This is a genomic window from Vibrio sp., assembly GCF_048266485.1.
Taxonomy (GTDB): Bacteria; Pseudomonadota; Gammaproteobacteria; order Enterobacterales; family Vibrionaceae; genus Vibrio.
The window spans coordinates 74,869-89,816 of record NZ_JBLWZK010000007.1; the positions used below are offsets into that span (position 1 = coordinate 74,869).

The window sequence follows — 14,948 nt, forward strand, 5'->3', positions numbered from 1 at the left end:
TAGTTAATTTAAAATGTATTTCGTTGTTGTGCCTTTAAAAAAGGTAAAATCAATAATCCAATCAATGCCGAAGAAAGAGAAATCACTCCAAAGAAACCTTCCCAGCTAAATTGTTCAATAATGATAGACAATGGATAACTCGCCAAAGCAGCACCAATATATCCAAATATACCAACAAATCCTGTTGCCGAGCCTGCTGCGTCTTTATGAGAACATTCTGCAGCCGCCATTCCGATCATCATTTGTGGTCCAAAAATAAAAAATCCAATACAAAAAAAACAAGATGATAAAACCACTAAATTGTTTATAGGCGTCAACCAAAGAGCCATAACTGAAATAAAAATGCCCAAAGAGAAAATTAAATTCATTGGTGCGCGATTTCCTCGAAAAAACCGATCAGAGCCCCATCCTCCAAATAAAGATCCTAAAAAGCCCCCGACCTCGAACATCGCTACCGCGGTATTAGCAGAAAACAAATCATAATGGTGCCTCTCAGTGAGATATAAGTTCCCCCAATCATTGATAGCGATCCGAACGATATACACCAATAAATAAGAACCACACAATAACCAAATATATTTGTTACCCAAGACATAAACTTTTAAAATTTCAGAAAAGTTCAGCCCCTTTCCTTCCGCTTCTTGATGCTGTTCTAAAGCATCTTTTTTCCACTCACCCACCGGAGGAAGCCCAAGCGTGATGGGTTTATCTGTAATGCGAAAACATAAATAAAGACCGACGACCATTGCACCTATCCCCGGTACAATAAATCCATATCGCCAACCATAAGTAACCGAAATAAAGCCAATACTAATTGGGATTAATGCCCCACTCACATTCTGGCATGTATTCCAAAGAGACCACCAAAAGCCCCTCTCACTTCTTGAGTACCAACTGGTCAATAGCTTTGCACAAGGAGGCCAGCCCCAACCTTGAAAAAAAGCATTTAATGCCCAAAGCATCACAAAGGCCATCAACGAAGAGCTCAGACCAAATAAGACATTAATGATCCCAGTGGCAATCAACCCCAAGCCCATAAAATAACTTGGTTTAGATTGATCGCTCACAATCCCCGATACAAACTTAGAAAGACCGTAAATGATATAAAAAAGTGTTCCTAATAAACCAAAATCTGAATGCGCTAACCCCAAATCTTCTAGCATCGCTGGCATGGCAAAATTGAGACTTTTACGCGTAAAATAAAATACGCCATAACCTAAATACATCGAGAGCATTAGGTGTACACGCCAATACTGATAAGTCTCGTCTACTTTAGATGCCTCAACCTTGGACGCTACTGGGGTTACATTAAAAAACGCCATATCAACACTCTCGTTTGGATAAAAAAATGATAGTCGGTTGTGACAAGAAATGAATGAGACAAAGTTATAAATGACTAGGAAATTTTCTTAGATTGATTGTTTTTTGAATGTTTTTGTGGGCAAGTTAACAATTATACGAGTACCTTTAGGCGTACTTTCACTAGCAGAATCTATCGTCAATTCTCCTCCTAGTGCATGGATCCTTTCTTCGATACCAAGCAGCCCTTGTCCTTTGGATTTCCATCCATGAGATAACCCAAGGCCGTTATCATATAATTCAAGATAAAACATACTTCCTGAAAAAATAGTTAATTGGACCTTTGAAGCATCCGCATGCTTACTTACATTATTTAAGAGTTCTTGAACAATACGGTAAACCGTGACAGAAGTGATATCATCGAGCTTATCAGTGTAAGGACCAATCTTGAACTGGCATTCGATATTCCTGTCAGAAAAACTCATTTCATGGGCTAATTGATGAATGGCATTTTTTAACCCTAATTCATCTAATACTTGAGGTCGAAGCTGAGTTAATAATTGCCGAGTGGAAAGGTGTATACGCATCGCGAGCTGATTGATCGTCTCGGCAATATGCTGCTCTTTTTCATCTTTCGCTAAGCGTCCTGAAAGCATAGATTGAATTTGAATCGCCGTAATATTTTGCCCAATCTCATCATGAAGCTCACGTGCGACTGATTTTCTGATTTGCTCTTCTACCGTCACCAATTGGCAAGCCAGTTGTTTTTTACTTGCCAACTCACTCTCTAACTTGTTGTTTGTTGCGATTAAGCGTTGCGACAATAAATACTGTCGACTAATAGCAATCCCCAACCCTAAACCGACTAAAGCTTGAGTGGTAATAAAACTTTGAAGTTCCATTTCGCTTTCAAATGAGCCTATAACTTGTCTACCTGTCGTCAGCAAAATACTGTTTATGACACTGGCGAGCACCCCACCTTGCCAACCATATTTGTAAGCCATAAAAATATTAGGCAAAAGTAATATGAGCAAAACAATCGGTTGAAATTCTTCAATAAAAAAAAGCTCGGCGATAAGCCCAAAGCTAAAGAAAAATAAAGACCATAAAAATGCAGAAGGTCTCAGTGTCACTTCTTGATGGATCAGTGTTGGAGAAAGTGGAGACCAAATTTGTTGATATAAATAATCATAAAGTAAGAACAAAAAAGGCGTTAACAATACCCCACCAGTAATCGTCGAAACGGTAACTTCAGCAACATAATACAAGTCAATGTTTAGTGGCTTTATCAGTAAAAGAATACTCAATCCACATATCATCCCATAGGCAAGCGTGAATCCAGTCAAAGCCAATAATCGTTGCCAATAATCCTTTAAGAGCACCCAAAATCTTTGAAATAAAATGGCCACCCAATAACCAATCAAAGAGAAAAGTAATAAAACATATTCATGCCCACTTATTTCTAATAGATAGCCCACGGAACCAATCAAAAGCATTTCACACATCGTCATCCCCAGCCATAAACGTCTAGGGGATAAAGTAAGCATTGCCAGCTTTAACCCCGTAGGCAAGAGCAAGCCTGCTAATAAAAAATCTGACGTGATATATCGGCTGATATTCCATAAACAAAACCAACATATGGAATAGAAAACGCATGAAAATGCATAACTGAAACAAGATGGAATGGAGGATGTGAGTGGTGAGTTTTTTTTATTAGAAGTAAACATCAACATCATGAACACTCGATAAATTTAATCAACCAGCAAATGATGCGTAATAGCAAAACGGATCAAATCAACATTATTGGATAGGCCAAGCTTATTGAGTATGTTCGCTCTGTGTACATGAATTGTCTTATGGCTTATTGATAATTGGGAGCCGATTTCTTTAGTATCTTTTCCTTGAATGATATATTCAAACACCTCTCGCTCACGCTTTGTTAAAGATTCAAGAACGGAAGGAATGCCAGAAGCGTTACTAAGGTTAACCAAAGCATCAGCACATAAATATCTATTGCCACTTGCTACTACCCTAATGGCTTTAACCAATTCATTCGGCCCACATCGTTTCGATAAATAACCACTAGCACCAGCGTCTAAAGCTTTACTGACAAAAGAAGCTGAATCATAAATAGAAAGGACAATCGCTTTAAAATCGGGGTTAACTTTCCGAAGCCTTTCCAGTAGTACTAAACCACTTTCATCTGGCATAGAAATATCAATGACAGCAACATCAATTGAAGATACAGAGAGCATACGGTAGGCATCACGCGCGTTATCATGCTCACTATGCACAACAATATCTTCTTCTAAAGATAAAAGCTGTGCAAAGCCAGACCGAACCATGATGTGGTCATCAATCAACGCTATTGTAATCAAAACACTAATCTTCCTTAACAAGCACGAATAATTTTTATCCTATCAATCCTTATCATGGATTGTTCAATAAATCTTAAATGTAAAATACAGAACATCAATATAATAGACATCTATTAAATGCCAAATATTAGAGGCTAAGTAGAAATTAATGGATTTGAATAGCTCTGGAGTAAGAGAAACGAGTCGAGTTTAAAGGTTGGCTATAGCACTATACTTCGTATAACTTACTCAACAGTTTCAGCCATCGTATTTGATACCCTTGAACACCGGTTATAAAACTCTGACCACCGAATTCAAGTATGTCGGCCCCATCACATTTTAAAAACACCCAACCTGCCGTCGGTTTCGCTGTTGTTTTGTTCTTCACTATGATTGAAATGAACGCCTCTGTCTTTATTTCTTCATAAGTAAATAGATTAATGACAACTACCTTGAAAATCGTTGAATATTTGATAGCATAGAAGACGATACTTTATATCTATATAGGAAATTATGATGAAATTAAAATTAACACTTGTTTCTGTTGCTCTATTAGCTCTTGCTGGTTGTACTGGTACGACTTACAATGCATCAAAAACTTGCTCGACAGACTACTTACTTATCCCAGCGATTTCTATCCCTGCAGCTATTGGCGCTTGTGATAATAAATAAGTAAAATTATTTTTACCTAGCTTTTAAATTATTACATTTTTTAGATATCAAATATACATTTAAAAGCCAGCATAAAAAGTTGCCATTTCCAAATGGCAACTTTTTTTAGTGATTTATTTGTTATTTTAAAGTGATATTTACTTGTTCATCAAACGCAAACTTTTCTACTTTAGTTAACGAATTAAGAACAACAACCTTAACTAATGGATTTCCACTAAAAGCTTCATTATTTATTTGAATGACAGATTTAGGCACCACCAAATCGATCAAATAGTTACCACTAAAAGCACCACTTTCAATAACCTTAAGTGAATTAGGTAGCTTTAATTGCGTTAATCCTTTCAATGAAAAAGCACTAGAATCAATGACTTTTACTTTCACACCATCTAGCTGTTCAGGAATGATGATATTTTTATAATTTGCATGATATTTTAAAATAGTACCTGAATTTTTATCAAAATCCACGTCAGATAACATTAAAGTAGTCGCTGGCAACTGATTGTAAGCAAACGCTCCTTTACCGACTCTTTTTACGCCATCAGGAAGCGTTAAGCTTTTGAGTTTATTTTTGGCAAACGTCCAATCATCAATAGCAGTTATTGAGTTAGAAAAATCAATATGAGTAATAACATTGCTTGCAAAAGCGGCCTCTCCCACTGCTGTCACTGAGTTAGGAAGTGATAACTCAGTCAATTTGTTACTAGCAAATGCTCCTTTACCAATAGTCACAACAGAGTCAGGAATACTCACTTTTGTTAATGCATTTTTTGCAAATACCCAGGGATTAATATTGATTAATTCATTCGGGAGAACAAGGCTCTTTAAGGTATTGTTAGCAAATGCAGTGTCACCAATATGGATAACAGAATTCGGAATAACAAGCTCTGTTAAAGAGTTGTTGGCAAATGCAGCATCACCAATAGTCGTCACAGAGTCAGCAATGACAATATGGGTTATTCCTTTATTTATAAAAGCATTATTACCGATAGCCGTGACTTTAACACCGTTAATAAAATTTGGAATAATCACATTTTTCTCACTAGAAAGATACCCTGTTATCGTTCCAGTATCTGAATTAAATTTAAAATCACTCGATTTAGAACAACCCGTTAAGACTAAAAAAACGACTAAAAAAGAGAATACCACCCTAAACTTCATAATTGACCTTATAAATACTAAGAATAATTCTTTATGATAATAAATAAGTTAGTCATTATTTTATACCAAAAGTAATTGACATAACAATTATACCCAAGTGACTTCAAGATGCAGAATTCAGAGCTATCATCTAATTCTTTAGGCAAGGAAGATTGGCGAAGGAATGTAAGCACCTTTCAAACCAATCTGACGCGGCATAAAGGTTTGGATGAAGCTCCCGAAGGGCAAGTTAAAACAAGCTTTATGCTACGTTAAATTGAATAGAGATAGAATCACTATGATCATATTCAATTTGTCTTGCCTAAAGCTTGTTTTATTCTTGCTGAAACTCGCATCTTGAAGTTACTTGGGTATAAATACTAGTCTACCAAATCGTATAAGACTTTACTCAATAAAATTACTCTCAAATACGATTGCTGAAACTGTTGTAAAAATTATACGAAACGGTTTATTCCTGCATTAGGTGTGGAAACTCGGATATTGAATTCGCTGTATCACGGGTAAATTATAAGTAATTATTCACCCGCGAGCTATTGACGTGGATTTATACGAAGAATACTGACATCTGATAATCCTCTTTTCTCGACTATTACATTTTGATACAAAATATTTGACTTTGTTACAGGTGGCCTTAAAATGCCACCATTGATGATATTAATTATCATTATCACCGTAAGGACAAAGGTAGTTATGAATTTAAAAAAAACAGGTTTCTCATTGGCATTTATTGCCACGCTTAATATGGCGGCGCCCACTCAAGCTGCGGTCAACATTGATGCAGGTCTTCAAGAATACAAAACATTTTCAATCGATAAAATTGATGATCTTGTGACCCAAACCCAAACATTTGTCGATTATTTACATGCCGGCAAGTTAGAACAAGCTAAAGCTTTATATCCAATTGTTCGTATGAACTTTGAAACTGTCGAGCCGATCGCCGAAAGCTTTGGTGATTTAGACCCTAGAATTGATGCACGTAAAGCGGATTTAGAACCCAATGAAAAATGGACAGGCTTTCACCCTATCGAGGAAATTCTTTGGGTACAAAATACCACCGAAGGCACTGAAAAATATACTGAACAGTTAATGGCTGACGTAAAAGAGTTGCGAGCCAAAGTCTCAACAGTAGAAGTAACACCAGAATTAATGGTGCAAGGTGCCGTGGATTTATTAAACGAAGTATCAACCAGTAAAATTTCTGGTGAAGAAGAAATTTTTTCCCATACCGACCTATATGACTTCCAAGGCAATATCGACGGTGCCGAAAAAATCTATGTGATATTCAAACCACAATTAGCCGACATGGATCCTACTTTAGTTAGCACTCTTGATGACCGTTTTGCGAAAGTTAATCAATTACTTGCACAGCAAAAAGAAGGTGACAAATTCAAAGATTATACTGAACTCAGTGATAATGATATTGCAGGTTTAGCGGAAGCTGTCAATAAATTAGGCGAACCTCTTGCTCAAATGGGCATTATCTTGGAATAAATAAATGACCAGTAAACGACAAATTAAATCATCGATTGAACGTTCAAGCATCTCTCGTCGTCTACTGCTAAAAGGGGCCGCTTTAAGCGGCTCTTCCCTATTACTGGGAAAAGCATTAGCAACGCAAACGACATCAGATACCCAATCCCAAACATTACCTACAAAGCAGCAAGCGACCAACAACCTCGCACCTTATGCTGAAGGATATGTTCCATTTTATGGACAACATCAAGCTGGGATCACCACCATTCAGCAACGTCATATTTATTTCATGGTGCTGCAATTGGACAACACAGACAAGCAAGCGGTTATTCAATTACTGAAACAATGGACAAAACAGGCGGCCTTATTAACGCAAGGGAAAAATGTTGCCAAATATAGCAAAAATAAATATGTCCCACCTTCAGATACTGGCGAAGCGGATAATTTGCATCCATATAATTTGAGCTTAACTTTTGGCGTATCACCATCATTTTTAGACAAACTCGGTCTACAAGATAAAGCACCGGCTGAATTCACCCCGATCCCTCACTTTCCAAGAGACCAGTTGCAAGCACAATATACTGGCGGCGATATTTGCATTCAATCTTGTGCCGATGACCCACAAGTTGCTTTCCATGCAGTAAGACAACTCGTTCGTTACGCACGAACCTCCATGGTTTCTATGTTATGGGCACAAAGTGGTTTCAATTCCTACGACAAACAAGACACTCCTCGTAATTTATTCGGTTTTAAAGATGGCACCGCCAACGCCTTAACGTTAAAGCAAGCCGATAAATACATTTGGGCCGATTCACCAGACTGGATGCGTAATGGCAGCTATATGGTGGTTCGTCGTATTCAAATGCATTTAGAAACTTGGGATCGCACCAGTTATGGCGAGCAAGAAAATACTTTTGGTCGTAATAAAGCAAGCGGTGCCCCTATGGGACAACATCATGAATTCGATCCTATTGATTTATCTTTAACCTCAGAAAAAGGTGAACCGATAATGCCGGTTGACTCACATGTTCACTTGGCTCACAGCACAGGACAACAATTATTACGTCGTTCATTTTCTTATGTGGAAGGCATCAATACCCGTACCAGTCAATATGACTCGGGTTTGTTGTTTGTCTCTTTTCAAAAGTCTCCACAACAATTTATCGACATCCAAAATGCATTTGGAAAAATCGACAAAATGAACGAATACATTACCCATATCGGCAGTGGACTTTTTGCCTGTTTTGGTGGCGTAAAAGAAGGAGAATACCTTGGACAATCATTACTTGAAAGTTAACCCGTGCCCCCTTGTAAAACGCTTTCTTTTTTGTGTTTTAATGTTGGTGAGCTTCTCAACTTTGGCGGCGGATAAAGTCAATTTTTCGCCAGCTTATATTTCTCTTTCCGACGCTATTGGCGCGACTAAAAAGGGAGATACAATATCGGCGAAACGAGATTTACAACAAATGGAGCAATACTTAAATACTCTAGATATTGCTGATACCGCCAATAAAAAGAATGTCACTGACGCTATTATTCAAGCTAAACAAACTCCAAGTGTTGAACAATTGACCTTGGTGTCATCATCATTAATCAAACTTGAAAAATATGTTAATCCAGTGGATTACGCGACAATGCGTAAACAATTTATTAAGCGTGTAATGCCAACTTATCAAGCAATGGCAGCAGCAATTGACCAACAAGATATGAGCCAATTGCAAACCACATTTCGAATGTTCAATCGCGCGTGGGCTAAGCGAGAACGTGTCGTGCATGAAACCAGCATGGGGCATTATGGAAAAATAGAAACTGCCCTTGCTTTATTAAATGTTGAAAAAGCAAGATCCGAACCCTCATGGGAGAAAATTAAACAACAAAGTGATGTATTAGGAGTTACCTTAACCAGTTTTAATAATGGAGAAGTGATTGCAACTAGTAATAGCGATATGACTCTCAATGACGGCATTGGTATTTTGAATACAGCGTTAAGTGATTATCAACAACAAAATTCACTGTCAGGTAATCAAGAGTTGCTAACTTTTATTCAAAACTGGCCAACCTTTGAAAGTATAGTAAGTACCCGCTCTTCTGCTCTTTATACACGAGTAGAAAATCAACTCCCATTGATCATTGCGGCCAACGGAAACCCTAAACACCAACAACAATTACAACAGCTCATCACGGATCTCTCACAATTGAACCCTGCTGGGCATTATAATGCTGTCGATGCTGCTTTGATATTATTAAGGGAAGGATTAGAAGCCTTATTGATCGTTATTGCTTTGTTTTCAGCAATGAAAGCGACACAACAAAAGCGCGGACAACATTGGGTTATTTCTGGTGCCATATTGGGCCTAATTACTAGTTTTATATTAGCGTGGGCTTTGGTTCTATTCTTACCAACCAATATGGCCGGTCATACCAGAGAAACATTAGAAGGCATCGTCGGTTTATTTGCAGTCATCATGATGCTATTTGTAGGGATTTGGCTTCATAGTAAATCTTCTGCCGATTCCTGGAAAAGGTTCTTAAAAAAACAAACAACGCAAGCTTTAACTATGGGAAGTTTTCTTTCTTTAGGTACATTAAGCTTTTTGGCGGTATTCAGAGAAGGTGCTGAAACCATTTTATTTTATGCGGGTATTTTACCTAATATTGAAATCAGTCAATTCTTGTTAGGCATTACTATCGCAGTTTCCATTTTGGCCCTAGTGACCGTTATAATCTTAAAAACTTCAGTCAAGCTACCTATTCCGATCATTTTCAAAGTATTCACATGCCTGATCTATTTCTTAGCGTTTAAAATGTTAGGAGTCAGCATTCATGCTTTACAGTTAACCGGAAATATAAACATCCATGTCATTGGGTCACTGCCAACAATCAACGAGATAGGCTTTTATCCAACGATAGAAACGATCATTGCACATTCGATTTATGTCTTAATTGTTATAGGATCTATGTACTTACAAAAAAATAAGTCAAAAGGATAATTTACAGAAATTATCTCAAGAGGATGAGCAACCTGATAGTTTTCCGCACTGAAAAAATACTTCAGAAACGGCTATGCGACATTATAGAAAGATAATTGGAACAAATCACACACCAGAAAGTTTACCAATCAACGACAGGAAGTGTTAATCAGTTGTTCCATTTAAAATCGTTTTACTCACCTCGGAATGCTCAATAGTGACCGAGTCGCTTAACTGTATCAAAAGATCTCCTAAGTTGAGTATTATAACAAAACCGATATTTGTTAATAAGAACGACTTAACCAGTAAGGCTATGAGAAATCGACTCTTGCTGGTTAGTCTTTTAAAGATGACTCTACCTGTAGTGGTCACTAAAATTGGCCACAGTTATAGAGTTTTCCCAATACAATCGTTCTGACTCATTGGAGGTTATACTGATGTGGTCTGAGTTGGCAGTAATATCCAATGATATAGCAAGTGATCTCTTGCTGAGCCTCAGCAAAGCTACAATAACCCATCGTAGGCACCCATTCCGTCTTCAGACTTCTAAAGAAGCGCTCCATTGACACATTATCCCAGCAATTTCCTATGCGAAATAAACTCTGTTTTATTTGAAAACACCACAACATTTGACGGTATTTACGGCTTATATAATAACTACCTTGATCCCCATGGATCATAACATCTTTAGGTATGTTAGGTTATGAACACTATCAAGAGTAGAGAAATAAGTTATTGAACCGCAGAGAGCAGACATTCCAATAATCACCCAACCAAGATTACAAAGTATCCTCGTGTCGAATATATATAAAGAGAGAGAATAGTGAAAGCACAAACTTTATTACCCCGTCAAACCATCCCCTCTGAATAAGTGTTACTTCCATCACAATATGAACTTAACATTAAAATAAAAACACCATCAAATTTTATTCAAACCAAAAAATAAAAATAAGAAATAAAAAACAAAGACTTAAAAAATAAGCCCCCTCCCATGAATATGACAATGATCACAAAAATAGCTGTTGATTTTTATATTAAAAAAGGAATCGGTGCTGAACCAGTTTAATTTTGTGATTTGATTCAAAAAAATATTCCGAGCAAAAGCCAAAATTAACACATCAACGCTTAGGAGGAATTATGAAAATAGCAATCGCGATCAGTGGAGGAGATGCCGTTGGTATAAATAATTTTCTACTACAAATAGCTAAACTTACCAATTCAGAAATATTCCTTTATGACGGAGGAATAATAGGGTTATTAAAAAACAAGGTTAAAGAGGTTAGCTATTGCGACTTAATTGATTATGCGTCTTCTGCTATGCCTATATTAAATTCAGGAAGAACAGAGGAAATACTCATTGAAGAGGAATATATTAAAATCGTAAAAAATCTCTGCAAAACTAAAATAGATGTATTAATTTTAGCTGGCGGTGATGGGTCCTTACAGTTTCTAAATAAATTATCTCTTTATGGTGTTAATTGTTTTGGTGTCGGTATGACCATCGACAACGATGTTAGTGGTAGCGAATATACCATTGGATTTGCAACCGCTTGTGAGCAAATAAGGATAGAAGTTCAAAAGCTTCGAATGACTGGACGAGCGCTTCCTAACCGAGTTTTTATGGTGGAATTACTCGGGGCATACTCTGGAGAACTCGCATTGCAGTCATCTATAAAATCGAATGCAGATATTGCTTTAATTCCTGAATACCCAATCAGTGATGAAGCGTTAGCTAACAAGATAAATCAGTTACTTAAAGTTCAAAACTCAGTCATCGTTTTGTGCTCTGAAGGCTATACAAAAGAGTACTATCCAGGCTTTCAAGGGGCTGTTGACACTGTTATTAAAAATTTAGAACCACTTGTATGTACTCGAATTCGCAAGGCAATTATGGGCTTCAGCCTGCGTTCAGGAGAACCTTGTTGTGAAGAAATATATCAAGGAACCTTAATGGCAAAAGAAGTCATTCGTTGCCTAGAATCTGGACTCACAAATAAAGCAATAATTATAAACTCTAGCAACAAAGCAATCCCCATTGATTTATCAAGTATACAAAGGAGAACAACAGAAAAGGAAGACCACTATGTAAAATTAGCTAAAGAACTAAATATAATCTAATAAAAGGATATAACATGATTAAAGTACTCTGTGTGTGTGGATGTGGATTAGGCTCAAGCTTTGCAATTGAAATGAGTGCAAAAACCGTTTTAAAGAAATTAGGGGTAGATTTCACAATCGATCATACCGATGTGTCCGGCGCAAGTGCATTTGATTACGATGTAATATTAACTCAAAAAACATTTGCCGATGTTTTAAGTTCTGATGCAACTGAAACCCAAACATCAAAAATAATATCTCTCAACAAATTAACCGACAAAAAAGAAATAGAAGAAAAACTCACTCCTTTTTTAAATGTTTAATTAAAAAAGACCAACAAAAAAATAATACATAGAGGTTATCTATGAACACTTTTTTTAACTTTATAATCCATGATCTATTAGGCCAAGCATCTATATTAATTGCATTTATAGCTATGCTAGGTTTAATTCTACAAAAAAAATCCATAGGCAAAACTGTCGAAGGAACATTTAAAACCCTACTTGGCTTTTTAGTCATGATGGCGGGTATCAATATTATTGTTGAAACCCTTACGTTCTTAAACCAAATATTCACGCAAGGCTTTGGTATGACAGGTTACATCACAGATGTGGCTGCCATAGCTGGTTTAGCAAACAGAGAGCTTGGCTCAGAAGTCGCTCTAACCTTACTCGTCATTTTCATTACCAATATTATCATTGCTCGATTCACACCTTGGAAATACATATTCCTGACAGGTCAGGCTCTTTTATGGATGGCGACGATTGGTGCAGTTATTGGCTATAAAGCAGGTCTAACCGGTCTACCTCTTATTCTTACTGGAGGGATCTTTGGTGGGATCATGGCCGTCGTAATGCCAGCAATCGCCCAACCTATCGTTAGAAAAATCACAGAATCCGATGATGTTGCTTTAGGACACTTTTGTACCATCGGCTATTTAGTTCAAGCGGCTGTCGCCAAAGTAGTAGGGAAGAATTCAAAGTCAATTGAAGACATTGAATTACCTGATGGCTTTAAATTCTTAAATGATACTTACCTATCGATGGCGGTTGTGATGGTACCAATGTACCTAATTCCAGCTATTTTCGCAGGCCCAGAATTTATTGCGCCTCTAGCAAACGGTATTAACTACCTCATGTATGCCTTTATGCAATCAATCACGTTCGTTGCTGGTGTGTTTGTTTTATATGCAGGTGTTCGTCTACTACTGAATGAGCTAGTACCGGCATTCCGTGGTATTGCAATGAAGTTAGTACCAGATGCAAAGCCTGCTCTAGATTGCCCAGTATTATTTCCATACTCGCCAAATGCCGTCATTGTTGGGTTTTTATCCACAACCGTTGGTTCAATCATTGGGATGCTCGTTTTCCCTATGTTTGGCTTAGCCATGATTCTACCCGGCTTATTAACAAACTTCTTTGCCGGTGGTACCGCAGGTATTTTCGGAAACGCAATGGGTGGCCGAAAAGGAGCGGTTATTGGCGGAGTGGTTCATGGATTATTTATTACGCTCTTACCCGCAATACTTATCCCACTGCTTGAAAGCTATGGCTTTGTCGGCGTGACCTTTAGTGACTCTGATGTCATCTCTACAGGATTATTACTTGGTAATGCTTTCAACGGTAACTGGACATTTGTCGCCATATTTACCGCCTTCATCATCGCCGTTACCTATTTTGTTCACCGCAGCATTAACAATGAAAACAAACAAAAGGAATTAACAAATGAAACTGTATAACTTCACTGAATTAAGAGCGATTGCAAAGGAAAGAGGATTCCAAGCGATTGGGTCATTTAATCTTCATTGCCTAGAGATGTTACCGGCATTTTTTAAAGCAGCGAAAGATACAAATTCACCATTGATGATCCAAATTTCAACGGGAACCGCCCAGTTCCTAGGCTATGAACTGATTGTGGATTCAATTAAATCACTATCGAGAACTTTAGATGTTCCTGCTTGTTTACATTTAGATCACTGTTCAAATCTTGATGATATTAAGACCGCAATAGACACAGGATTTAGTTCCGTTATGTATGACGGCTCTCATCTATCTTTAGAAGAGAACATCGCCAATACCAAGCTCATTATTGAATACGCTCACCCACGAAATGTAACTGTGGAAGGTGAATTAGGCGCAATTGGTGGCAGTGAAGATGGAAAAGCCGTAGCGGAAAGTGACATTGCCTTTACAACACCAGAAGAAGTACAAGCTTTTGTTGATGGCACAAATGTCGACATGCTAGCGATTTCAATTGGGACAGTACATGGTTCCTATACCGCCAAGACAAATATTCAACATGAACTACTAAATCGAATTACACAGCTAACCAAAACACCGTTAGTACTGCATGGTGGAACAGGAGTAAGTGATGAAGACATGCGCTTGGTCGTTGCAAGTGGAATAGAAAAAGTTAACGTAGGGACTGAAATGAATGTTCAATGGGTCGGTAATGTTCAAAAGACATGTGCTGAAGGAAAGGTTGATGACAGCGTTCGTAAGTTCTTAATACCTGCGAACAATGCCGTACAAGAAGTACTGAAACAGAAAATTCAACTGTTCCAATAATTATCATTAGACACAGAGTCATCGCTGCCAGTAACCCTGGCAGCTGATAAGGAATATTTATGTTTAAAATGATCCAATCCATATTTCAGACAAAACCTAATCAGGCTCATTCCGAACCTAAGTCATCAAAAAACGATGCGTTTACAGCCCAAGAAATAGAGCAAAACATTCGAGATTTGGAAGTAAAGTTAAAGCAAGATGAGGCTAATTTTGATACTCAAAAAAAACTGATGATTGAGTACAACAAAGCCCTCAAAGTCTTTGCGAAAACTCCAAATTACCAGCATAAAGTCGACGATCTGTTTATCAAAATGGATGAGCTTAGAAACACTACTCGAAAAAATTTTTAGGCCAGA

13 protein-coding genes and 1 pseudogene are annotated in these 14,948 nt (G+C 37.5%); 9 read left to right on the forward strand and 5 right to left on the reverse strand.

The genetic code is table 11. The features are described from left to right. Positions 1-8: 8 nt before the first annotated feature. The 3 genes from uhpC to ACN0T8_RS10135 form a co-directional block, all read right to left on the reverse strand. The gene (gene uhpC, locus ACN0T8_RS10125; RefSeq protein ID WP_417880504.1) at positions 9-1,322 is read right to left on the reverse strand and encodes an MFS transporter family glucose-6-phosphate receptor UhpC; all 1,314 of its coding nucleotides are present in this window, start codon (positions 1,320-1,322) and stop codon (positions 9-11) included. 87 nt (positions 1,323-1,409) lie between these two features. Then, on the reverse strand, positions 1,410-3,026 hold the full coding sequence (locus ACN0T8_RS10130) for an MASE1 domain-containing protein (RefSeq protein WP_417880573.1): 1,617 nt from the start codon (positions 3,024-3,026) through the stop codon (positions 1,410-1,412). Positions 3,027-3,050: 24 nt separating this feature from the next. After that, positions 3,051-3,677, reverse strand: a complete 627-nt coding sequence (locus tag ACN0T8_RS10135) for a response regulator (RefSeq protein WP_417880505.1) — start codon at positions 3,675-3,677, stop codon at positions 3,051-3,053. Positions 3,678-4,172: 495 nt separating this feature from the next. Here ACN0T8_RS10135 and ACN0T8_RS10140 point away from each other — a divergent pair, with 495 nt between their 5' ends. Next, positions 4,173-4,328, forward strand: coding sequence for a DUF4223 family protein (locus ACN0T8_RS10140; RefSeq protein ID WP_417880506.1), 156 nt, complete (start codon positions 4,173-4,175; stop codon positions 4,326-4,328). Positions 4,329-4,448: 120 nt separating this feature from the next. Here ACN0T8_RS10140 and ACN0T8_RS10145 read toward each other — a convergent pair whose 3' ends face one another. After that, positions 4,449-5,486, reverse strand: a complete 1,038-nt coding sequence (locus tag ACN0T8_RS10145) for a leucine-rich repeat domain-containing protein (protein ID WP_417880507.1) — start codon at positions 5,484-5,486, stop codon at positions 4,449-4,451. A 690-nt stretch (positions 5,487-6,176) separates the two neighbouring features. On the opposite strand from ACN0T8_RS10145, the gene efeO reads away from it, so the two are divergent. Genes efeO through ACN0T8_RS10160 form a run of 3 tightly spaced genes read left to right on the forward strand, consistent with a single transcriptional unit; the run spans position 6,177 to position 9,949 of the window. Continuing rightward, complete coding sequence (gene efeO, locus ACN0T8_RS10150) at positions 6,177-6,977, forward strand: iron uptake system protein EfeO (RefSeq protein WP_417880508.1); 801 nt, start codon at positions 6,177-6,179, stop codon at positions 6,975-6,977. Positions 6,978-6,981: 4 nt separating this feature from the next. Continuing rightward, positions 6,982-8,256: an iron uptake transporter deferrochelatase/peroxidase subunit gene (gene efeB / locus ACN0T8_RS10155; RefSeq protein WP_417880509.1), complete on the forward strand. Its 1,275-nt coding sequence runs from the start codon at positions 6,982-6,984 to the stop codon at positions 8,254-8,256. Next, entirely contained in the window at positions 8,231-9,949 is a 1,719-nt protein-coding gene (locus tag ACN0T8_RS10160; RefSeq protein ID WP_417880510.1) for an FTR1 family iron permease, read from the forward strand. Before efeB ends, ACN0T8_RS10160 begins: the two co-directional genes overlap by 26 nt. Before the next feature lie 334 nt (positions 9,950-10,283). Here ACN0T8_RS10160 and ACN0T8_RS10165 read toward each other — a convergent pair. Next, positions 10,284-10,620: pseudogene (locus ACN0T8_RS10165) on the reverse strand (integrase core domain-containing protein); the annotation flags it as partial. 445 nt (positions 10,621-11,065) lie between these two features. On the opposite strand from ACN0T8_RS10165, the gene ACN0T8_RS10170 reads away from it, so the two are divergent. From ACN0T8_RS10170 to ACN0T8_RS10190, 5 genes are read left to right on the forward strand one after another with little or no spacing between them, the layout of a single operon-like run. Beyond that, entirely contained in the window at positions 11,066-12,046 is a 981-nt protein-coding gene (locus ACN0T8_RS10170; protein WP_417880511.1) for a 6-phosphofructokinase, read from the forward strand. A gap of 14 nt (positions 12,047-12,060) precedes the next feature. Then, positions 12,061-12,348, forward strand: coding sequence for a PTS sugar transporter subunit IIB (locus tag ACN0T8_RS10175; protein ID WP_417880512.1), 288 nt, complete (start codon positions 12,061-12,063; stop codon positions 12,346-12,348). Positions 12,349-12,389: 41 nt separating this feature from the next. Next, positions 12,390-13,763 (forward strand): PTS sugar transporter subunit IIC, encoded by a 1,374-nt coding sequence (locus ACN0T8_RS10180; RefSeq protein ID WP_417880513.1) that lies wholly within the window; start codon positions 12,390-12,392, stop codon positions 13,761-13,763. Beyond that, positions 13,750-14,592 carry a class II fructose-bisphosphate aldolase gene (locus ACN0T8_RS10185; protein WP_417880514.1) on the forward strand — a complete coding sequence of 281 codons (843 nt, stop codon included), beginning with the start codon at positions 13,750-13,752 and terminating at the stop codon, positions 14,590-14,592. The genes ACN0T8_RS10180 and ACN0T8_RS10185 overlap by 14 nt, the downstream gene beginning before the upstream one ends. A 59-nt stretch (positions 14,593-14,651) precedes the next feature. Next, the gene (locus ACN0T8_RS10190) at positions 14,652-14,942 is read left to right on the forward strand and encodes a hypothetical protein (RefSeq protein ID WP_417880515.1); all 291 of its coding nucleotides are present in this window, start codon (positions 14,652-14,654) and stop codon (positions 14,940-14,942) included. The last annotated feature ends 6 nt before the right edge of the window (positions 14,943-14,948 follow it).

Excerpts from the sequence above, each read along its gene's own strand:
- uhpC (WP_417880504.1), bottom strand. The coding sequence starts at position 1,322 with ATGGCGTTTTTTAATGTAACCCCAGTAGCGTCCAAGGTTGAGGCATCT.
- ACN0T8_RS10130 (WP_417880573.1), bottom strand. The coding sequence starts at position 3,026 with ATGTTTACTTCTAATAAAAAAAACTCACCACTCACATCCTCCATTCCA.
- ACN0T8_RS10140 (WP_417880506.1), top strand. The coding sequence starts at position 4,173 with ATGAAATTAAAATTAACACTTGTTTCTGTTGCTCTATTAGCTCTTGCT.
- ACN0T8_RS10145 (WP_417880507.1), bottom strand. The coding sequence starts at position 5,486 with ATGAAGTTTAGGGTGGTATTCTCTTTTTTAGTCGTTTTTTTAGTCTTA.
- efeO (WP_417880508.1), top strand. The coding sequence starts at position 6,177 with ATGAATTTAAAAAAAACAGGTTTCTCATTGGCATTTATTGCCACGCTT.
- efeB (WP_417880509.1), top strand. The coding sequence starts at position 6,982 with ATGACCAGTAAACGACAAATTAAATCATCGATTGAACGTTCAAGCATC.
- ACN0T8_RS10170 (WP_417880511.1), top strand. The coding sequence starts at position 11,066 with ATGAAAATAGCAATCGCGATCAGTGGAGGAGATGCCGTTGGTATAAAT.
- ACN0T8_RS10175 (WP_417880512.1), top strand. The coding sequence starts at position 12,061 with ATGATTAAAGTACTCTGTGTGTGTGGATGTGGATTAGGCTCAAGCTTT.
- ACN0T8_RS10180 (WP_417880513.1), top strand. The coding sequence starts at position 12,390 with ATGAACACTTTTTTTAACTTTATAATCCATGATCTATTAGGCCAAGCA.
- ACN0T8_RS10185 (WP_417880514.1), top strand. The coding sequence starts at position 13,750 with ATGAAACTGTATAACTTCACTGAATTAAGAGCGATTGCAAAGGAAAGA.
- ACN0T8_RS10190 (WP_417880515.1), top strand. The coding sequence starts at position 14,652 with ATGTTTAAAATGATCCAATCCATATTTCAGACAAAACCTAATCAGGCT.